The following is a 19468-nucleotide window of genomic DNA, read 5'->3' on the forward strand; positions in this document are numbered from 1 at the left end:
CCGATGTGTGCAAGGGCACATGAGGGTCGTCGCAACGAAGCACTGGGCAAAAATGGAGGGCGGTAGCTCAATTGGTAGAGTAGCGGTCTCCAAAATCGCCGGTTGCAGGTTCGAGTCCTGTCCGCCCTGCCAAATTAGATCCCGGGAGCGAAGAGTTTGGTGAACGAGCAAAAGAAAACCGCGCAAGGGCGCGGAACGAGCACGACGAGTCGCCAGGCACGATCCGTGGCCGGCGAAAATTTCGTGCGCGGCGTGTTCACCGAGTTGCGCCGCGTGACGTGGCCGACTCGCAACGAGTGGGTTTCCGCGACGATCCTGACGCTCGCGCTGGTCATCGGCATCGGTCTGTACACCTGGGCGCTCGACAACGGCATCGGTGCGCTGCTCAATTTCCTCCATCCAGCCGGCACCTAAGATCATGATGTCCGATATCGAACACGTATACCACGACCAAGAATACAAAGACGAGCAAGCCGTGCACGAGGACGTGCCGGCGGATGCAAGCCTGCCGCCGCCGCTCGAAGACGACATCGCCGACGACGTCGCTGCCGCTGACAGCATGACTGCCGACGGTGTGGCGGAGGCCGTCGACGATGAGAATGCGGTCGAATCCCCGGCACCGGCGAAGAAAGACAACCGAAACTGGTTCGTCATCCATACCTATTCGGGGTACGAGAATAAGGTCAAAGCCAATCTCGAGCGTCGTATCCACTCGATGAACATGGCCGAAAAGATTTTCCGCGTGCTCGTGCCGATGGAAGACGAGGTCGAGTTCAAGGACGGCAAGCGCAAGATCACGCCCAAGAAGGTATTCCCAGGCTACGTCCTGGTCGAGATGATCATGGACGACCAATCGTGGTACGTCGTTCGCAACACGCAAGGTGTGACCGGCTTCGTCGGCAGCCCCGGTCCGGGCGAGAAACCCGTGCCGTTGCAAGAGAAAGAAGTCAAGACGATCCTCAAGCAGATGGGCATCGAAGCGCCCAAGCTCAAGATCGACTTTGCCAAGGGCGATCGCGTCAAAGTTACGTCGGGTCCGTTCTTCGACTTCACCGGCGTCGTCGACGAGATCCAGCCGGAAAAAGAACGCCTGCGAGCGCTCATCTCGATCTTCGGACGCGAAACCCCGGTCGAACTCGAATTCTTCCAGGTGGAAAAGGTGTAGTAGGTCCCTCGTCCTTCCGTGCTTCGAGGCTCGCGCTGCGCGCTCGCACCTCAGCATGACGGGGCTTGCGCCCTCGCACCTCAGGATGACATAATAACTCGGTTTCTCATGCGACAACCCCGACGTATGAGATTTCTTAGGGGTAGGGACGCTTTTCGCAGGGCGTTCCGCAACGAAGGAAGACTTGGGACGCGCCGGAGCCCCGGATGGGCGGGAGGCGCGGCCACATAACCGTCGGCAACACGATGTTGCCCCGCGTCTTCCAAGTGCGGAACGCCGTGCACGAAAGGCGTACCGTACCAAGCGAAAGACAAACACATGGCAAAGAAGGTCGTAGGAAAAATCGGTCTCCAAATCCCGGCCGGCAAGGCAACGCCCGCGCCGCCGATCGGTCCCGCGCTGGGCCCCTATTCGCTGAACATCATGGACTTCTGCAAGCAGTACAACGAACGTACCGCTTCGCAGGCGGGTATGATCATTCCGGTCGAGATCACGGTCTACGAAGATCGTACGTTCACGTTCATCACGAAAACGCCGCCGGCGTCGTTTCTGATCAAGCAGGCGCTGAAGATCGAGTCGGGCTCGAAAGAACCCAATCGCAACAAGGTCGGGAAGCTGACGCAAAAGCAGCTCGAGGAGATCGCCAAGATCAAGATGCCCGACATCAATGCCAACGACATCGATGCCGCCAAGAAGATCATCGCCGGAACGGCGCGCTCGATGGGCGTGGAGGTGGAGTAATGCCGCAGCATCATGGCAAGCGTTACAAAAATCTCGTCGCCAACTTCGATAAAAAGGCGCTCTACACGCCGGCCGAAGCGATCGGCTTCGTGAAGAAGAACGCGAACGCGAAGTTCAATGAAACGGTGGAGATCCACATCCGCCTCGGGGTCGATCCGAAGAAGAGCGATCAGAACGTGCGCGGCACGGTGTTGCTGCCGCATGGTACGGGGCGCACGGTTCGCGTGATCGCGTTCGCCAAGGGCGACAACGCGAAAGCTGCCGCAGAGGCGGGCGCCGACGTCGTCGGAGATCAGGAGTTGATCGACAGGCTGAAAGCGGGCTTCACCGAGTTCGACGTCGCGGTCGCGACGCCCGACATGATGGCGCAAGTGGGTAAGGAACTCGGGCGCATCCTTGCCCAGAAGATGCCCAATCCAAAAGCCGGGACCGTGTCGCCCAACATCGCCGGCGCGATTCGCGACATCAAGGCCGGTAAGGTGGAATACCGGCTCGATAAGGCCGGCATCATCCACACGATCGTCGGCAAGGCGGCATTCGACGAGCATCAGCTGCTCGAGAACGTCAGTGCCCTGCTCGACGCGATCGTGCGCGCAAAGCCGTCGGCGGCCAAAGGCACGTACTTGCGAAGCGTGACGCTCGCGAGCACAATGGGGCCCGGCGTCAAAATCGATCCGAACCGGGTCAAAGCCACCGCGTAGGAGGGGCAAGGAAGAGTGGGCTGCGCCGACGTTGCGCGGCGCAGGAACAGAGGGCCCGGCCGGAAGGCTGGGCTCCTTTTTTTGGGGTCCAACAAATTGGGGCTTGACTATCGGCCGTGTTTCCGCCATTACTATTGCTAGGGATTTTGCCCGTGATTTAAGGCGTGACTCGACCGGTAAAAATATGCGTGGAACTATGCGTGAACTGAAGCGAAACGACGCGATTGACCGCGGCGAGCTCTCCGCCCCTGAAGCCCACCAGCGGGCGATGTCGCTCCCGATCGAGGAGGCGGTCGGCGAGCTCATCTCTCTTCTCGGAGCGAAGACGGTCGCGACGATCGGCGGCGTCGGCGAGACGCGCGCCGTTGCGCAATGGACCACTGGCCGGCTTCCGCAGCGCTCGAACGTCCTGCGGTTCGCACTGCAGATCGCCGCGATGATCGGCAGTGCAAACGATCCCGAGGCCGTGCGAGCCTGGTTCCACGGGAGTAATCCGCACTTGGCCGATCGTGTTCCGGCGCTGATGCTGCGGGACGAACCCTTACACGAAATACAGGGGGAAATCATGACCGCCGCGCGTGCGTTCGCGGCTCGTTGAGGGCGTTTCACGGCGATTGCCCCCAGGTTGTATTTGACTACAGGTACGTCTATGGTGATGGGTATGGAAGGTAACGGGACCTTCGGGGTGGCCCACGAGTCTCTGCCCTGGGCCGAGATTCTCGTTATCGACGGTGAGCTCGACATCGCAGTCGCGGGCCGGTTTGCCGAACTGATCGAGAAGCAGCTCGAGGGCAGCCGTCCGGTGATCGTCGATCTCACCGCGTGCACCTATCTCGACTCGACCATTCTCAACGTTTTGGTTCGCGCCGCCAACGCCGCACCCGAGCGCGTCGGTGTGATCGTTCCACTCGAATCGCGGGTGCGCAAACTTTTCAAGATCACGAGTCTGGAAGCTCCCCTGCGTCTCACCGAAACGCGCGACCAACTGCAGGAGCGGTTTTCAGCGCGGGCCGATTCGTAGCTTCGTAGGGCGGGCTCGCCTGCGCGGCCAACTCCCGCCGGATGATCCCGGCATGGAATACGCGCCGCCGGCGCAAGGATGAACGCCTCGAGCGTATTACGCGCCTGGTCCAAGACGGCCGGTTCGAGGCGGCTGACGCGGTTGCCGTGCTCGAAGCGCTCATCGAGCCGGGCGATCGCGTGTGCCTCGAAGGCGACAATCAAAAGCAGGCCGACTTTCTCTCGCGCGTGCTTGCTTCGGTCGATCCGGCACTCGTTCACGACATCCATCTGCTCATTTCCGTCATCGGTCGTCCGGAGCACATCGCGCTCTTCGAGCGTGGGATCGCCGCGCAGGTCGATTTTTCGTATGCCGGTCCGCAGTCGCTGCGATTGGCGCAGCAAGTCGCCGACGGTCGCGTCCGAATCGGCGCCATTCACACCTATCTCGAACTCTTTGCGCGCTATTTCGTCGATCTGACGCCCGACGTGGCTCTTGTCGCGGCAGACGAGGCGGATGCTGAGGGCAACCTCTTCACCGGGCCGAACACCGAGGAAACGCCGACCATTGCCGAGGCAACGGCGTTTCGCGACGGCATCGTCATCGCGCAGGTGAACCGCATCGTCGATCGCGTCAAGCGCGTCGATATTCCGGGCGATTGGATCGATCTGATCGTCGTTTCCGATAAGCCGTACGAGATCGAGCCGCTCTTCACGCGCGATCCGGAACAGATCGACGACGTCCAAGTGTTGATGGCGATGCTCGTACTGCGCGGCGTCTACGAACGCCATCGCGTGCGCAGTCTCAACCACGGCATCGGATTCGACACGGCCGCGATCGAGCTGATCCTTCCCACCTACGGAGAACGCCTGGGGCTGCGCGGCGAGGTGTGCACGCACTGGGTGCTCAATCCGCATCCGACGCTCATCCCCGCGATCGAGAGCGGCTGGGTGCGCAGCGTGCACTGCTACGGCGGCGAACTCGGAATGGAACGTTACGTTGCAGCGCGTCCGGACGTCTTCTTCACCGGCCGCGACGGAACGTTGCGTTCCAACCGCGCGTATTGCCAAACCGCCGGTCTGTACGCAACGGATCTCTTCATCGGCTCGACGCTGCAGATCGATCGCGACGCCAACTCGTCCACGGCCACGCTCGGGCGCATTGCCGGCTTCGGCGGGGCGCCGAACTTGGGCAGCGATCCGCGCGGGCGCCGTCATCCGAGCGCCGCCTGGCTCGAAATGACCTCGTCCGATGAAGAGGTGCGGCGCGGGCGCAAGATCGTCGTCCAGCTGGTCGAGACATTTCAAGAAAGCGGCGTGCCGACGTTCGTGGAGCGGCTCGATGCGATCGAGCTCGGGCGCAACGCGGGGTTTCCGATCGCGCCGGTGATGATTTACGGCGACGACGTCACCCACGTCGTGACCGAGGAAGGCATCGCCTATCTCTACCGCGCGAGCGGCCTCGACGAGCGCCGCGCCGCACTTGCCGCCATTGCCGGCGTCACCCCGATCGGCATGGCAACGAGTGAAGAGCGCACGCGCGCCCTCCGAGCCGAAGGCATCGTCGCCTTTCCGGAAGATCTCGGCGTGCGCCGCAGCGAGGCGAACCGCACGCTGCTCGCGGCGAGGTCGGTCCGAGAGCTGGTCGAATGGTCGGGCGGATTGTACGATCCGCCCAAGCGCTTCAGGAGCTGGTGATGATCGAAACGCTGAGCTACGAGTTTGCGGCGAATGAGCCCGTGGCCAACCGCGCGCACGTGGGTGTCGTCGCTTCCGGGAATTGCGAAGTTCTGCTCGAACCCGCCGCGGACGGCCGCGCGTCGATCGTCGTGCGTACCAGCGTAACCGGGTTCGATCGCACCTGGCAGGCCGTGCTCGCGCGCTTCTTCGCGCGCAACCCCGTTGCGGTGCAGATCGAGATCAACGACTTCGGAGCGACACCAGCGGTCGTAGCGCTGCGCCTCGAGCAGGCGCTCGAGTACGCGCGATGACGCCGTTCTTGACCGAGTCCTTTGCCGAACGTGGGGCGCGCGAACGCGCGCGCGCGTTGCTCGATCCCGCGAGCTTTCGCGAACTGCTCGATCCGTTCGCTCGCATCGCCTCGCCGTACTTGGCCGCCCAAGACGTAGTACCGCAAGCGGACGACGGCGTGGTGGTTGCACGCGGAACGCTGGGCAACCGGCGCGCATGCGTGGTCGCGAGCGACGGCCGTTTTCTGGGCGGTTCGATCGGCGAGATCGGCGGCGCTAAAATCGCCGGTGCGCTCGAACTGGCGCGACGCGATTTCGAGGACGGCAGACCGACGCGCGTCGTGCTCGCGCTCGATACCGGCGGCATTCGCCTGCAGGAAGCAAACCTCGGTATCCTCGCCGTCACCGAGATCTGCGATGCAATCGTCGCGCTGCGCGAACGAATGCCGGTGGTGGCGGTGATCGCCGGCCGCGTCGGCGTGTACGGCGGGCTCTCGCTTTCGACCGCGCTGTGCAGTGCGATCATCGTGAGCGAAGGCGCGCGCATCGGGCTCAATGGTCCCGACGTCGTCGAAACGGAGTCGGGTATCGAGGAGATGGATTCATCCGATCGGCCGCTGATCTGGCGCGTCACCGGCGGACGGCGCCGTTTCGAGCAAGACTTCACGACCGAATTGGTCGCCGACGACGTCGGCGCGATTCGTGCTGCGGTGGAACGGGCGTTCGAACGTCCCCGTCCGCTGGGTCCGCTGGTGCCGCCGCCGTTTCCCGATCCGCGGCTGGAACGCGATGCGTTTCTGCATGCCATGGAGATCCAACCGTGAGGACCGTGGTCTCACGCGGGCGCTTGTGGTACGAACGCTTCGCAAACAAAGGAACGGCGGTGGCGGGCTTGCCGCCATCCGTGCTTGCTGCCGACGTTTCGCTCGACGGATTTCCCGTGCGCACGATCGTCGTGGTTCCCGATCCGCAGGCACGCTTCGAACGTGCGCGTGCGGGCGAAGTTGGAATCGACGAGGGATTTGGTCTGGCAGCTGCGGTGAACGGAACGCCCAAGAAGAGCGCAATTCTCGCGATCGTCGACGTTCCCGGACAGGCCTTCGGCGTGCGCGAAGAAGCGGTCGGATTGCAGCGCGCCCTGGCAGCCTCGGCGGACGCGTACATTCGGGCGCGACGCGGCGGGCATCCCGTCCTCGCTCTCGTCGTCGGCAAGGCGATCTCCGGCGCGTTTCTGGCCCACGGCCTGCAGGCGGGCTGGATCGGCGCGCTCGACGATTCCGCCATCGAGATTCACGTGATGTCGGAGCCAGCCGTCGCGCGCGTCACGCGGATGCAGCGCGAAGATTTGGCGCGCATCGCGCGCGAGATTCCGGCGACCGCGCGCGACATCCACACCTTTGCGCGCTTCGGCGCGATCGATCGCATCTTTCGGATCGCCGATTTCGACGAGCCGAGTGATGCCGAGGTTGCGAACGTGCACGAGGCATTGGTCGCCGTGCTGCGCAATCCGGTTCTCGCATTACGCAATCCGGTCGATAAGTTGGCGGTGCCCGCGGCAACGCAAACGCGTGCGCTCGCGCGCCGCGTCCGCGACGAGCTCGCGGCTCGCTGGGATGAATGAGCACGCCCGTGCGCACGATCTCGTCCGGCTAAGTCCCCCTGCGGTGGCAAGGCTCGCCGCACATGCGCCGGAGTGGGCTCGTGCGAGCCTTGGGCGAGCTCCCTGGGCGATCGTGCGCCGCGCCTATATAGCGGAAGACGTGCCGATCGGCATTCGCGGCGAGCACCGCGGGCAGCGCTTTGCCGCCAGCGTCGCGGCCGCCGAGATCGACCGGGTCGTTCCGCCGGAGCGGCTGCGCAACGTCGTTCCGCCGCGCGAGCACCGCGCCTTTGCCGCGCTGCCGGCGGTGATCGGTGCGGCCGGCGCGCATGGTCTGTGCGCTGCGCCGATCGGCGCCGCGGGATACGAGCTGGTCACCGGTGTCCCGGCTTTGCACGAGCAGAGCGATCTCGACGTCATCGTACGCGCGGCATCGGGCGATGGCGCGCTGCATTCCTTTGCGTGCGCGATCGCGAATCTGCCGGTACGCGTCGACGTCGAGGTGGCGTTCGGTGACGGTTACGCCGCTGCGCTCGACGAGACGCTGCGCGGCGGCGCGCTCATGGTGAAGACGCCGGGCGGTCCGCGGATATTGCCGCCGTTTTCACCGCCGCAGGCCGCCGTGCAAGCGCTGATCGCCGAGGCCGAACTCACGCCTAAACCGGCACTGGTCGATCGGCGCGGCAGCGGCGCGCACGACGATCTCACGCTCGACCTGCTGCTGCGTTCGGCACGTGCGCTGGAGCACACGTTCGTCGCGGCCGATCTCGCCGCGCGTTCGAGCGCGATCGATCGCGCGCTGCGCACGCGGCTCGGAGCGATCGGCCGCACCGGCGAAACGCATATGCTGGCGGCGACCGGCGGCGCCAACGCCCATCGCGGTGCGATCTGGGCGCTCGGTCTGCTCGTTGCAGGGCACGCTCACACCGGCTCTCGCGATCCGGCTGCGATCGCGCGCGCCGCCGCGCAGATCGCGGCGCTGCCGGACGAAGGCGTCGCCGCCGTGCGGAGCAGCAACGGCGCGCGCGCACGCGCCCGCTACGGTGTAGGCGGTGCGGCCGGCGAAGCGCAGGCCGGTTTCCCGCACGTCGTACACCACGCGCTTCCCGCGTTACGTGCTGCCCGCGAACGCGGTGCGTCCGAAGCGGTCGCGCGCATCGACGCATTACTCGAGGTCATGACCACGCTCGAGGATACGTGTCTGCTGCACCGCGGCGGTGAGGAGGCGCTGCGCGTTGCGCAGGCGGGAGCAGGCGCCGTGCTCGCTGCGGGCGGCTGCGGCACCGCGGCCGGCCGGCGCGCGTGCAACGAGTTGGAACGCGCGCTGCTCGCGCGGCGCGCGTCGCCGGGCGGCGCGGCCGATCTGCTTGCCGCCGCACTCTTTCTCGATTCGATCGAGCGTGGTACGTGGGTGTAGTGACGGGCCGGTGTTAGCATTCGTCTTCCCGGGACAGGGATCGCAGCACCCGGGCATGCTCGCGTCGATCGCGGGCGATCTCGATGCGGAGCGGACGTTTGCGCAAGCGAGCCGCGTGCTGGGATACGACGTGCGCGAGCGTGACGACGCCGCCGCGCTCGCCTCGACGGTCAACGTGCAACTCGGGCTGCTGGTGGCGGGCGTCGCTTCGGGACGGATGCTCGAACGGCGCGGCGTGCAAGCCGACGCCGTTGCCGGTCATTCAGTGGGTGGATTCGCCGCGGCCGTCTACGCGGAAAGCATCGCCTTCGACGACGCGCTGCGGGCCGTTCGCGAGCGAGCGAGTGTCATGGAGAAACTCTTTCCGCGCGGTTACGGCATGGGTGTGATCGCCGGACTGCGCGAGCAGGTGGTCGCGGAGATCGTTCGCTCGATCGCGCGACCGCAGGCGCAAATTTTCATTGCGAACGTCAACGCACCGACGCAATTAGTGATCGCAGGCGAGAACGATGCGCTTGCGCGCGCGCTCGAAGCGGGCCGGTCGGCGGGGGCGCGCCGCGCGGAACGGCTCGACGTCGCCGTTCCCTCGCACTGCCCGCTGCTCGCCCCGGTGCAGGCGCATCTCGAAACCGTGCTTGCGCCGATGGAGATTCGCAACCCGCGCACGATCTACGTGGGGAGCGTCGGGCCGCGTCTGGTGCGCGATGCGCAGGCGCTGCGCCACGACCTGGCCGCCGGTGTGGCGCACGCGGTGCGATGGTACGATGCAACGACGATGATGATCGAACTGGGTACGAGCGAGTTCATCGAGGCGGTGCCGGGTCACGTGCTGACCGATCTCGCGCAGGCGGCGTTTCCGCGGGCGCGGGCGATTGCGCTCGAGGACGCCGGCGCGCGCTCGGCGGCAGCGCTCGCGCGCCGTGCCTGAACTTCCCGACGTCGAAGCCTACTTACACGCGCTGCGGACGCGGATCGTAGGGCAGACGCTGGAACGCGTCCGGCTCGCGAGTCCCTTTCTGCTGCGCACGGCGCAGCCGCCGCTCGAGGACGAATACGGGCACCGCGTTCGCGAGCTGCGCCGCGTCGGCAAGCGCATTGCGATCGGGATGGACGACGACCGTTGGCTCGTGCTTCACCTGATGATCGCCGGCCGGCTGCATTGGAAGGAACGCGGAACGGCCCTCTCCGGGCGAACGAGTTTAGCGGCGTTCGACTTCTCGAATGGCACGCTCGTGCTGACCGAAGCCGGGTCGAAACATCGCGCGTCGCTCTCCGTGCTGGCGGGCGAGGATGCGTTGCGCTCGCAGGATCCCGGCGGCATCGAACTCTTCTCGAGCGATCTCGACGCATTTCGGGCAGCGCTCAGCGCCGAGAACCGGACGTTGAAACGAGCGCTGACCGACCCTCGGATCGTGAGCGGGATCGGCAATGCGTACTCGGACGAAATCCTGCACGCCGCGCGTCTCTCCCCGATCGCGCTGACCCAAAAACTCCGCGGAACGGAGTGGGAAGTGCTCTTCGACGCGGCGCGCCGGACGCTGGCGGCGTGGACCGATCGACTCAAAGCCGGCGACGGCTTCCCGGAAAAGGTCACGGCCTTTCGTGAGGAGATGGCGGTGCACGGCCGATTCGGCAAGCCGTGCCCCCGGTGCGGAGCGCCGATCCAGCGCATCCGCTACGCCGGCAACGAAACCAACTATTGCGCCCGTTGCCAGACCGGCGGCAAAGTGCTCGCCGACCGGAGCCTCTCTCGGCTGCTCAAGTCGGACTGGCCCCGGACGCTCGAGGAGCTCGAGGACGTAAAGCGGCCCTAGAGGCTGCTGCGTCGGCATGGAAGGAACTGGTATACCAGATACCATATCCCACCCGCCCTGGAGGGTGCGGCCTTGGCCTTAGGTCTCTCGCGGCTCGGATCCGAAGCGAGTTTCGCGCAACGCGCGTACGCCGCGCTGCGCGCCGCGCTGCTCGAGATGAACATCTACGAGCGGGCGGACCAAGACCTGCGGCTGGACGAACGGGATCTGGCATACCGCTTGGGCGTGAGCCGCACGCCGATTCGCGATGCACTCGCCCGGCTCGAACATGAAGGCTTGGTCGAAAGCGTCCCACGGCGCGGATATTTCATCGTTCGCAAGAGCCGCGAAGAGCTGGTCGAGATTATCAAAGTGTGGGCCGCGCTCGAAAGTATGGCGGCGCGATTGATCACCGAGCGCGCGAGCAACGAGGAGATTTCATCATTGCGCACGATTTTCGCGACGTTCGAAAACGGTGCGATCGCGGCCAAGCTTGACGAGTACTCAGACGCGAATCTTGCGTTTCACAGCCGGATCATCGATCTCGCGCGGAGCGCAACGCTCTCGCGGATGGCCGACACGCTCATCATGCACGTCCGTTCGATCCGGCATCGCACGATTTCGGAAGATCATCGGTTCGAGCGTTCGATGGTCGATCACATGCACATCATTCAGGCGCTCGAAACCCGCGACGGCGATCTGGCCGAACGGCTCGTTCGCGAGCACGCGCTCGGACTGGCCGCTCACGTCGCCGTGCACGTTCATGACATCTAAATCATTACGCTGATCGAAGGGATCTCCATGGCTCAGATGCTTTCCGTTCCAAGCGAACGGCACACCACCGACGGCACCGCACCGCAGAAGAAGGTCTCGGGCGGGCATCTCGTCGCCAAGGCGTTGCGCTCGGAAGGTGTCGATACGATCTTCACGCTCTGCGGCGGTCACATCATCGATATCTACGACGGCTGCATCGACGAGGGCATCAAGATCATCGACGTGCGTCACGAACAGGTTGCCGCGCACGCCGCCGACGGCTATGCGCGCATGACGGGCAACCTCGGCTGCGCGGTCGTCACCGCCGGACCCGGTACGACCAACGCGATCACCGGCGTCGCCAACGCATTTCGCGCCGAATCTCCGATGCTCTTGATCGGGGGGCAAGCCGGGCTCTCGCAGCACCGCATGGGCGGTCTGCAAGATCTGCCGCATGTCGAGATGCTGCGGCCGATCACGAAGTTCGCGACCAGCGTCACCACGACGTTGCGCGTCGCGGATTTCGTGACGATGGCCGCCCGCGAAGCATTCAACGGTTCGTTCGGTCCGGTATACCTCGAGATTCCGCGCACGGTCCTGGATCATGAAATCGACCCGGATCGAGCGGTGATCCCGCAAGCCGGCCATTACCGCGCGTCGACCAAGAGCCTGGGCGATCCGAACGACATTACGCGCCTGACCGATATCCTTTCGAAGGCGACCAAGCCATGCGTGCTGCTCGGCCAGCAAGTTTGGACCTGCCGCGCAACCGACGCGGCGCGCGAGTTCGTCGAGACGCTCAACATTCCGGCGTATATGAACGGGGCGGGACGCGGTACGCTGCCGCCCGGTCATCCACTGCATTTCCAACTCACGCGACGCGAAGCATTCGAAACGGCGGACGTCATCATCGTGGTCGGGACGCCGTTCGATTTCCGCCTTCGCTACGGCAAGAGCCTCAAGGCGAAGACGGTCGTGCAGATCGACATGTCGTACGCCACCGTCGGCCGCAATCGCGACGTCGATCTCGGTCTGGTCGGCGACGTCGGAGTGATTCTCGCGGCGGTCACGCGCGCGGCAGGGGCCAAGAACGCTGCGGCGCGCAACGCGTGGGTGGCTGCTCTGCGCGAGAAGGAGAATGCCGCGGTTGAGGCTCGTCTGCCCAAGCTGCGCAACGACGCGGTACCGATTCACCCCTATCGGCTCGCCTACGAAATCGATAATTTCCTCACCGACAATTCGGTCTTCGTGGGCGACGGCGGCGACGTCGTGACCTTCGCGGGCAACGTCGTGCAGCCCAAGGCGCCGGGACTGTGGATGGATCCCGGTCCGCTCGGATCGCTCGGCGTCGGCACCGGATTTGCGATGGCCGCGAAACTTGCGCAGCCGCAGCGCGAAGTGGTCGCGCTCTTTGGCGACGGATCGTTCGCGATGACCGGCTTCGACATGCAGACCGCGGTCCGCTTCGGGTTGCCGTACATCGCGATCGTGGGCAACAACAGCTACATGAACCAGATCCGCTGCGGCCAGATCCAGAAGTACGGCAAAGAGCGCGGCAACGTCGGTAACTATTTGGGCGACGTGGATTTCGAGAAATTTGCCGACATGCTGGGCTTCTATGGCGAGGCCGTGCGCGAACCGGGGCAGATTCGCCCGGCGCTCGAGCGTGCGCGCGAAGCGGGAACCTGCGCGGTAATCAACGTGTGGCTCGATCCCGACGCATACGCGCCCGGCACCGAAAACCAAACGATGTACAAATGAGCACGCAGACCATGACGAAAGCAAAGGCGCTGGACGGCGTGCGCGTGCTCGACATGACGCACGTGCAGTCGGGGCCGTCCTGCACGCAGATTCTCGCCTGGCTCGGCGCCGACGTGATCAAGGTCGAGTTGCCGGGGCGCGGCGATATCACGCGCCAGCAGCTGCGCGACATCCCGGACGCGGATAGTTTGTATTTCGCGATGCTCAACGGCAACAAGCGCTCGTTGACGCTCAACACCAAAACGCCGCAAGGGAAGCAGATCTTCACCGAGATGATTCGCAAGTGTGACGTGCTGGTCGAAAACTTCGGCCCGGGCGTGCTCGATCGTCAGGGTTTTTCATGGGAGACGATCCACGAACTCAATCCGCGGATCATCTATGCCTCGATCAAGGGCTTCGGCCCGGGACAATTCGCCGACGCCAAGGCCTACGAACCGGTGGCGCAGGCGATGGGCGGATCGATGAGCACGACCGGCTGGGAAGACGGTCCGCCGCTGGTGACCGGCGCGCAGATCGGCGACTCGGGCACCGGGATCCATACGGTGGCGGCAATTCTGGCGGCGCTCTATCAGCGCGACGTCCATACCGGGCAAGGCCAGCGCGTCGTGTGTACGATGCAAGATTCGGTGCTGAATCTATGCCGCGTCAAGATGCGCGACCAGCAGCGGCTCGCACGCGGACCGCTGAGCGAATATCCCAATCGCAGCTTCAACGGCGTCGTGCCGCGCTCTGGCAATGCCTCCGGCGGCGGTCACCCCGGTTCCGCCTTGCGCTGCGCGCCGGGCGGTCCGAACGACTACGTCTATTTGATCCTTCAGACGCAGATCTGGGAACCGCTCTGCAAGGAGATAGGGCGGCCGGAACTCATCACCGATCCGAAATATGCAACGCCGGAGGCGCGGGTGCCGATCCTTTCGGAGGTCTTCGGCATCATCGAAGAATGGACGCAAACGCTCACCAAATTTGAGGTGCTCGAGCGCTGCAATGCGCTCGACATCCCGTGTGGACCCGTGCTCGCGATGAAAGAACTGCTCGAAGATGAGTCATTGCGCGCGCGCAACATGATCGCTACGGTGGAGCATCCGCAGCGAGGCAGCTATTACACCGTCGGTTGTCCACTCGTACTCTCCGACTCGACCGTCGACTATCGCCGCGCGCCGCTGCTCGGCGAACATAACGAGGAAATCTTGCAAGAAATCATGGGCTATGACCGCTCGCAGGTCGAGAGCCTGCACGAAGAAGGGGTAATCTGATCATGGCGATCGCAACACCAGCAAAGTCGGTTCGCGTCCCGCAAACCAAACTGCTCATCAACGGAGAATGGGTTGACGCGCAGTCCGGGAAGACGTTCGATACGCGCAATCCGGCGACCGAAGAAGTCATCGCGCACGTTGCCGAGGCCGGCCCCGGCGACGTCGCGCTGGCCGTGAAGGCGGCTCGTGCCGCGCTCGAGCGGGGTCCGTGGGGAACGATGCGCGCAGCTGATCGCGCGCGCATCATGTCGCGTTTCGCGCAGGTGATCCGCGAACGGCAAGAAGAGATCGTCGCGCTCGAATCGCTCGACGGCGGTAAGCCGATCAGCTCGGTACGACGTCAGGACTATCCGGCGATGCTCGACTGCATCGAGTATTACTCGGGCTGGCCGGACAAAATCACCGGCGACGTCGTGCCCGTGCGGCCGGACGCGCTCACCTACATCGCGCGTGTGCCCGTCGGCGTCGTCGGCGCGATCGTGCCGTGGAACTTCCCGCTGATGAACTCGATGTGGAAGATCGCCCCGGCGCTCGCCTGCGGGTGCGCGATCGTGATGAAGCCGGCGACGGAAACGCCGCTCACCGCGCTTCTGCTCGGCGAACTCGCGCTCGAAGCCGGTTTGCCGCCGGGCGTGCTGAACATTCTGCCCGGACCGGGCTCGTCGGCCGGCATGGCGCTCGTGAAGAATCCCGACGTCGACAAGATCTCGTTCACCGGATCGCCCGGCGTCGGCAAGCTGATCATGGAGGGCGCAGCGCCGTTCGTCACCCGGCTCACGCTCGAACTCGGCGGAAAATCGCCCAACCTGATCTTCGAGGACGCCGACATCGACGCCGCGGTCAAGGGTTCTTCGGCCGGTATTTTCTTCAACAGCGGCCAGGTTTGTTCGGCCGGCTCGCGCGTGCTCGTGCAAGAGAGCATCTACGACGAGTTCTGCGAGCGGATGGTGGCGCGCTCGAAGACGCTGAAAATCGGCGACCCGCTCGATGAGAGCACCTACATGGGTCCCGTGATCTCGCAAAAACAGATGAACACGATCATGGGATATATCGAGACCGGCAAGAGCGAGGGCGCGACGCTGCGTTCGGGCGGCGAACGCGTAGGCTCGCGCGGCTACTTCCTCGAACCGACCGTTTTCACCGAGGTCGACAACTCGATGAAGATCGCGCGCGAAGAGATCTTCGGCCCGGTCGCCGCGGTGATTCGCTTCAAGGACGAAGACGATGCGGTTCGGATCGCCAACGATTCGGATTTCAGCCTCGCGGCCGGGGTTTGGACGAAGGATGTGGCGCGTGCCCACATCATGGCGCAGCGGCTGCACGCAGGAACGGTTTGGGTCAATACCTACGGTCAGAGCGACACACGTCTACCCTGGGGCGGACTCGGCGGCGACTCCGGAATGGGACGCGATCTCGGCCAGACCGCACTCGACAACTACACCGACAAAAAGACGATTTGGGTGAGCCTACGGCGCTAGAAAGGGTGTAAAGGATGTCCTCCGCTCAATCGAGTGCGGCCGTGCCGCGCGAAAATATTCTTCATAACCACTGGGTCCAGCTCATCGCCGGCATCGTCTGCATGGCGATGATCGCGAACCTTCAATACGGCTGGACCGTCTTCGTCAATCCGATCCATACCGCAATGGGTTGGTCGCGGGCGGCGATTCAGGTTTCGTTCACGCTGTTCGTGCTCGTCGAATCCTGGCTCGTGCCGTTCGAAGCCGCGCTCGCCGATCGCTTCGGCCCGCGCCGAATGGTCATCGTCGGCGGCCTCTTCGCGGCGGCCGGCTGGGTGGTCAACTCGTATGCGTACTCGCTCGAGACGCTCTACCTCGGCGGGATCCTCGCCGGCATCGGCGCCGGCATCGTGTATGGTACCTGCATCGGCAACGCGATCAAATGGTTTGCCGGCAACCGCGGGCTGGCCGCCGGCCTGACGGCGATGGGATTCGGAGCCGGCGCCGCGCTAACCGTGATTCCGCTGACGCTGATGGTTGCGAACGGCGGATACCGTCACGCATTTCTCATGTTCGGATTGATTCAGGGCTTGATCGTCGTGGTTGCCGCGATGTTCCTCTTGACGCCTCCGGCGACCCATGTGCCGGATCGCAAGATACCCACCACGCTGCAAGGCACGCACGATTACAAGCCGATGGAGACGTTGCGCTCGCCGGTGTTCTGGGTGATGTACGTGATGTTCACGCTGGTCGCGGCCGGCGGACTCATGGCGGTCGCGCAGCTCGGACCGATCGCCAAGGACTTCGGCATCGCGAAGTCGCCGGTCACGATCCTCCTTTGGACGCTTCCGACGCTCACGTATGCGCTCTCGATCAACAATCTGGTCAACGGCTTCACGCGCCCGATCCTCGGATGGGTCTCGGATCGGATCGGCCGCGAGCTCACGATGTTCTTCGCCTTCATGCTCGAGGGCATCGGCATCGTCGCGTTGATGGAATTTGGGCACTCTCCGGTCACGTTCGTGCTGCTATCCGGCGTCGTGTTCTTCGCCTGGGGCGAGATCTTCAGCATCTTCCCGGCGACGGCACGCGACCACTTCGGGCAGAAATACGCGACGACCAATTACGGCATGCTGTACACGGCCAAGGGCACTGCGGCCCTGATCGTTCCGCTGGCGAGCGTGCTCACCGCGCTCACCGGAAGCTGGACGCTAGCGCTCAGCGTGGCGGCGGTCTTCAACGTGGTAGCCGCCGTGCTTTCGCTGCTCGTGCTGCGGCCGCTTCGAGTCCATGAGATCCACGAGTACGTGGAGGCGCATCAACCGGCGGCCGCTTCCTCGTAGGCGCGACCCCCCATGGTTCGGCCGGCTGAAAGCCGGCCGAACCATGGGGCCGAACCGCGGGAGCCGAACCGCTTACACAACCGAACCGCGGGGGTTGCAACGCTCTCGGGCCTATGGTAGTCTACCCCTTGGCTCCGAAGACCGTAGGCCCGCCGCAAGGCGGATAATGAAGGCTCACGCCGACACCTGCCGAGGTGCGCACGAACCCTTTCGACAGGCTCAGGGTGACAGGTTGTGTCGCCGCATGAGTGCGAGTTGGTGAAGCGCTCTCCGGACGGATGGAGCGCTTTTTAGTTGCTCGGGGGCCCATGCTGCAACGTCAGCATGCGCGTTTTAGAAGGAAAGCAGCAACAACGTCATGCCAACCGCACGAAAAGAAAACGCGGTTCAAGAGTTGCGCGAACGGCTTGCCGGAGCGCAGAACTTGTTCTTGACCGATTTTCAAGGCTTGACCGTCGAGGAGATCACCAAACTTCGCGGCGAGCTTCGCAAGGACGGCAGCACCTATGCCGTCGTCAAGAACACGCTCTTCAAGATCGCAGCCGGCGAGGAGCGGGCCAGGCAGTTTGATGCCTTTCTGGCCGGTCCGACCGGCATCGTGTTCGCGGGGTCCGATCCGGTGGCACCCGCGAAGGCGATCAAACAATTCGCCGACGAGCGCAAGAAGCTCGGGATCAAGGCTGCCTACATCGACGGCGCGCTCGTCGACGCCAAGCAAGTCGAAGCCCTCGCCGCCTTGCCGCCCAAGCTCGAGCTCATCGCACGACTCGTCGGTTCGCTCGCAAGCCCGATGCGCGGTTTGGTCACCGTACTCTCGGGCAATCAGAGCGGACTGGTCCGCGTACTCAATGCCATCCGCGAGCAAAAAGAAGCCGCGGGTTCGAACGCTTAAGGAGATTCATCAATCATGGCTGTTGCCGAACTCATCGATCAAATCGACAAACTCACCGTGCTCGAGCTCGCGGATCTGGTCAAGCAGCTCGAAGAGAAATACGGCGTGAGCGCCGCGGCTCCGGTCGCGATGGTCGCGGGACCGGCTGCCGGCGGCGGTGCCGCCGCTGCGGCGCCGGAGAAGACCGAATTCGACGTGATCCTCGCGGAAGCGGGACCGGAGAAGATCAAGGTCATCAAGGCGGTTCGCGAACTCACGAGCCTGGGACTGACCGAGGCGAAGTCGTTCGTAGAGAGCGCACCCAAGGCCGTTAAAGAAGGCGTCACCAGAGACGAAGCCGAGAGCGTCAAGAAGAAGCTCGAGGAGGCCGGCGCAAAGGTCGAAATCAAGTAATTCTTTATCTCTTCCGTCCCAGTGTCGTTGACGCTGTCTCATGGTCCGTAGACCACTTTGAACGGCGTCGCCTAACTGGGACGGAAGATATTTCGAATCAATATGACTCCCGAAAATCTCCTCATCCTCGTCGTCATCATGGCGATCGTGCTCTATCGTTCCTCGCGTCCCCAGCGCACGAGCGTGGGACGCATGTGGGCCTTTGCCGTGATTCTGATTCTGCTCGCGGCCGTCTCGATTTACGGCAGTTTCGCCCAGTTCAATCCGCCGATTTGGCAGATCGCCGCGGCAGTGGTACTGGGCCTTGCCGCCGGGATTCCCCTCGGCCTCCTGCGCGGTCATCACACGCAGGTGAGCGCGACCGATCGCCACGGCGTCATGCAGCTCGGGCCGTCGTGGGCAACCGCGCTGATCTACGTCGGCGCCTTCGTCGGGCGGGCGGTAATCCGCCTCATGTTGCCGCCGACCAGCGGCGTGGGAAACGTGGTCGGTGACGGTTTGCTCTTCTTCGCGATCGGAATCATCGGCGCGACCTACTACGCGGTATATCGCAAGTACGAAGCACTGGATCACGCGCTGCCGCAGACGGACTGATGGACCCCGGCGCGGAGCTTCGCGCGCGAGACGCGCTGCTCGATCGAATCCGGCGCTATGCCGACGAGCATGGCCTCTACGCGCTGACCCTCGAGAATCTTGCCGCGGTCCTCGCTATGCCGCTCGACGCGCTCGAAGAATTTTTCGGAAGCAAGGAAGATTTGATTGTCGCGCTCGTCGCACGAAACCGGATTCGTTTGCGCGAGAAATTTGCGAATCTGGATTCTTCCGCGCCCAGCGACGAGTTTCGCCGCGTCATGTGGGCGTATTATCTCGAAACCGCAGCCGACTCGCGTCTTTTCTTCGAGGCCTACGGCTTGGCACTTCATGATGAGCACTACGCGGAGTTTTTGCACGGCATCAACGACTGGATCGGCCTGTTGAAAGAAGCTCTCGAGCGCCGCGGGGTCGCGCGCGACCGAGCGGAGGCGTTTGCGACGCTGAGCCTCGCGGTTTTCCGCGGCGCGATGCTGGATTATTGTGCGACGAACGAGCGCGCCCGCGTCAATGCGGCGATGGAGCTCTGGTTCAAAGCCGCGAATTGGCTGACCGAGCCGTAGCGTCGTTCGCTCATCGCTGACGTGGGTCGCACCGAGCGCGCCCCATCATACTTGAAACGATCGTTACGTTTATGCT

General features: G+C 64.0%; 22 protein-coding genes and 1 tRNA gene. All 23 read left to right on the forward strand.

Going from position 1 to position 19468, the window contains the following annotated elements; genetic code table 11:
- Positions 1-56: 56 nt before the first annotated feature.
- The 23 genes from VMF11_12045 (at position 57) to VMF11_12155 (ending at position 19392) form a co-directional block, all read left to right on the forward strand.
- Positions 57-132, forward strand: a tRNA-Trp gene (locus tag VMF11_12045).
- Between the two features lie 27 nt (positions 133-159).
- Positions 160-414, forward strand: coding sequence for a preprotein translocase subunit SecE (gene secE / locus VMF11_12050; protein ID HTU71036.1), 255 nt, complete (start codon positions 160-162; stop codon positions 412-414).
- 238 nt (positions 415-652) lie between these two features.
- On the forward strand, positions 653-1165 hold the full coding sequence (gene nusG, locus VMF11_12055) for a transcription termination/antitermination protein NusG (protein ID HTU71037.1): 513 nt from the start codon (positions 653-655) through the stop codon (positions 1163-1165).
- A gap of 318 nt (positions 1166-1483) precedes the next feature.
- Complete coding sequence (rplK, locus tag VMF11_12060) at positions 1484-1906, forward strand: 50S ribosomal protein L11 (GenBank protein ID HTU71038.1); 423 nt, start codon at positions 1484-1486, stop codon at positions 1904-1906.
- Positions 1906-2607: a 50S ribosomal protein L1 gene (rplA, locus tag VMF11_12065; GenBank protein HTU71039.1), complete on the forward strand. Its 702-nt coding sequence runs from the start codon at positions 1906-1908 to the stop codon at positions 2605-2607. The genes rplK and rplA overlap by 1 nt, the downstream gene beginning before the upstream one ends.
- A gap of 196 nt (positions 2608-2803) precedes the next feature.
- Positions 2804-3205, forward strand: a complete 402-nt coding sequence (locus tag VMF11_12070) for a hypothetical protein (protein HTU71040.1) — start codon at positions 2804-2806, stop codon at positions 3203-3205.
- A gap of 63 nt (positions 3206-3268) precedes the next feature.
- A complete protein-coding gene (locus VMF11_12075) occupies positions 3269-3628 on the forward strand; it encodes an STAS domain-containing protein (protein HTU71041.1) in 360 nt (119 codons plus the stop codon).
- A 41-nt stretch (positions 3629-3669) separates the two neighbouring features.
- Positions 3670-5304 (forward strand): malonate decarboxylase subunit alpha, encoded by a 1635-nt coding sequence (gene mdcA, locus VMF11_12080; protein HTU71042.1) that lies wholly within the window; start codon positions 3670-3672, stop codon positions 5302-5304.
- The gene (locus VMF11_12085) at positions 5304-5597 is read left to right on the forward strand and encodes a malonate decarboxylase subunit delta (protein HTU71043.1); all 294 of its coding nucleotides are present in this window, start codon (positions 5304-5306) and stop codon (positions 5595-5597) included. Before mdcA ends, VMF11_12085 begins: the two co-directional genes overlap by 1 nt.
- Positions 5594-6400 carry a biotin-independent malonate decarboxylase subunit beta gene (locus VMF11_12090; GenBank protein HTU71044.1) on the forward strand — a complete coding sequence of 269 codons (807 nt, stop codon included), beginning with the start codon at positions 5594-5596 and terminating at the stop codon, positions 6398-6400. Before VMF11_12085 ends, VMF11_12090 begins: the two co-directional genes overlap by 4 nt.
- Complete coding sequence (locus VMF11_12095; protein HTU71045.1) at positions 6397-7197, forward strand: biotin-independent malonate decarboxylase subunit gamma; 801 nt, start codon at positions 6397-6399, stop codon at positions 7195-7197. The genes VMF11_12090 and VMF11_12095 overlap by 4 nt, the downstream gene beginning before the upstream one ends.
- Entirely contained in the window at positions 7190-8593 is a 1404-nt protein-coding gene (locus tag VMF11_12100) for a triphosphoribosyl-dephospho-CoA synthase (protein HTU71046.1), read from the forward strand. The genes VMF11_12095 and VMF11_12100 overlap by 8 nt, the downstream gene beginning before the upstream one ends.
- 10 nt (positions 8594-8603) lie before the next feature.
- Positions 8604-9521, forward strand: coding sequence for an acyltransferase domain-containing protein (locus VMF11_12105; GenBank protein ID HTU71047.1), 918 nt, complete (start codon positions 8604-8606; stop codon positions 9519-9521).
- Entirely contained in the window at positions 9514-10407 is an 894-nt protein-coding gene (locus VMF11_12110) for a DNA-formamidopyrimidine glycosylase family protein (protein ID HTU71048.1), read from the forward strand. Before VMF11_12105 ends, VMF11_12110 begins: the two co-directional genes overlap by 8 nt.
- 72 nt (positions 10408-10479) lie before the next feature.
- Positions 10480-11160, forward strand: coding sequence for a GntR family transcriptional regulator (locus VMF11_12115; protein ID HTU71049.1), 681 nt, complete (start codon positions 10480-10482; stop codon positions 11158-11160).
- A gap of 27 nt (positions 11161-11187) precedes the next feature.
- Positions 11188-12900: a thiamine pyrophosphate-binding protein gene (locus VMF11_12120; protein HTU71050.1), complete on the forward strand. Its 1713-nt coding sequence runs from the start codon at positions 11188-11190 to the stop codon at positions 12898-12900.
- Positions 12897-14153, forward strand: coding sequence for a formyl-CoA transferase (frc, locus tag VMF11_12125; protein ID HTU71051.1), 1257 nt, complete (start codon positions 12897-12899; stop codon positions 14151-14153). The genes VMF11_12120 and frc overlap by 4 nt, the downstream gene beginning before the upstream one ends.
- 2 nt (positions 14154-14155) lie before the next feature.
- A complete protein-coding gene (locus VMF11_12130) occupies positions 14156-15631 on the forward strand; it encodes an aldehyde dehydrogenase family protein (protein ID HTU71052.1) in 1476 nt (491 codons plus the stop codon).
- A 14-nt stretch (positions 15632-15645) separates the two neighbouring features.
- Positions 15646-16953, forward strand: a complete 1308-nt coding sequence (oxlT, locus tag VMF11_12135; GenBank protein HTU71053.1) for an oxalate/formate MFS antiporter — start codon at positions 15646-15648, stop codon at positions 16951-16953.
- A gap of 358 nt (positions 16954-17311) precedes the next feature.
- Positions 17312-17845 (forward strand): 50S ribosomal protein L10, encoded by a 534-nt coding sequence (gene rplJ, locus VMF11_12140; protein ID HTU71054.1) that lies wholly within the window; start codon positions 17312-17314, stop codon positions 17843-17845.
- 15 nt (positions 17846-17860) lie between these two features.
- Positions 17861-18238 carry a 50S ribosomal protein L7/L12 gene (rplL, locus tag VMF11_12145; protein HTU71055.1) on the forward strand — a complete coding sequence of 126 codons (378 nt, stop codon included), beginning with the start codon at positions 17861-17863 and terminating at the stop codon, positions 18236-18238.
- Between the two features lie 102 nt (positions 18239-18340).
- Entirely contained in the window at positions 18341-18832 is a 492-nt protein-coding gene (locus VMF11_12150; GenBank protein ID HTU71056.1) for a hypothetical protein, read from the forward strand.
- Positions 18832-19392 (forward strand): TetR/AcrR family transcriptional regulator, encoded by a 561-nt coding sequence (locus VMF11_12155; protein HTU71057.1) that lies wholly within the window; start codon positions 18832-18834, stop codon positions 19390-19392. The genes VMF11_12150 and VMF11_12155 overlap by 1 nt, the downstream gene beginning before the upstream one ends.
- Positions 19393-19468: the final 76 nt, after the last annotated feature.

The organism is Candidatus Baltobacteraceae bacterium (assembly GCA_035502855.1).
Classification (GTDB): domain Bacteria; phylum Vulcanimicrobiota; class Vulcanimicrobiia; order Vulcanimicrobiales; family Vulcanimicrobiaceae; genus Aquilonibacter.

Coding starts and splice junctions, on each gene's coding strand:
- rplK (HTU71038.1), top strand. CDS start 1,484: ATGGCAAAGAAGGTCGTAGGAAAAATCGGTCTCCAAATCCCGGCCGGC.
- rplA (HTU71039.1), top strand. CDS start 1,906: ATGCCGCAGCATCATGGCAAGCGTTACAAAAATCTCGTCGCCAACTTC.
- VMF11_12070 (HTU71040.1), top strand. CDS start 2,804: ATGCGTGAACTGAAGCGAAACGACGCGATTGACCGCGGCGAGCTCTCC.
- VMF11_12075 (HTU71041.1), top strand. CDS start 3,269: ATGGAAGGTAACGGGACCTTCGGGGTGGCCCACGAGTCTCTGCCCTGG.
- mdcA (HTU71042.1), top strand. CDS start 3,670: ATGATCCCGGCATGGAATACGCGCCGCCGGCGCAAGGATGAACGCCTC.
- VMF11_12085 (HTU71043.1), top strand. CDS start 5,304: ATGATCGAAACGCTGAGCTACGAGTTTGCGGCGAATGAGCCCGTGGCC.
- VMF11_12090 (HTU71044.1), top strand. CDS start 5,594: ATGACGCCGTTCTTGACCGAGTCCTTTGCCGAACGTGGGGCGCGCGAA.
- VMF11_12100 (HTU71046.1), top strand. CDS start 7,190: ATGAATGAGCACGCCCGTGCGCACGATCTCGTCCGGCTAAGTCCCCCT.
- VMF11_12120 (HTU71050.1), top strand. CDS start 11,188: ATGGCTCAGATGCTTTCCGTTCCAAGCGAACGGCACACCACCGACGGC.
- frc (HTU71051.1), top strand. CDS start 12,897: ATGAGCACGCAGACCATGACGAAAGCAAAGGCGCTGGACGGCGTGCGC.
- VMF11_12130 (HTU71052.1), top strand. CDS start 14,156: ATGGCGATCGCAACACCAGCAAAGTCGGTTCGCGTCCCGCAAACCAAA.
- oxlT (HTU71053.1), top strand. CDS start 15,646: ATGTCCTCCGCTCAATCGAGTGCGGCCGTGCCGCGCGAAAATATTCTT.
- rplJ (HTU71054.1), top strand. CDS start 17,312: ATGCCAACCGCACGAAAAGAAAACGCGGTTCAAGAGTTGCGCGAACGG.
- rplL (HTU71055.1), top strand. CDS start 17,861: ATGGCTGTTGCCGAACTCATCGATCAAATCGACAAACTCACCGTGCTC.
- VMF11_12150 (HTU71056.1), top strand. CDS start 18,341: ATGACTCCCGAAAATCTCCTCATCCTCGTCGTCATCATGGCGATCGTG.
- VMF11_12155 (HTU71057.1), top strand. CDS start 18,832: ATGGACCCCGGCGCGGAGCTTCGCGCGCGAGACGCGCTGCTCGATCGA.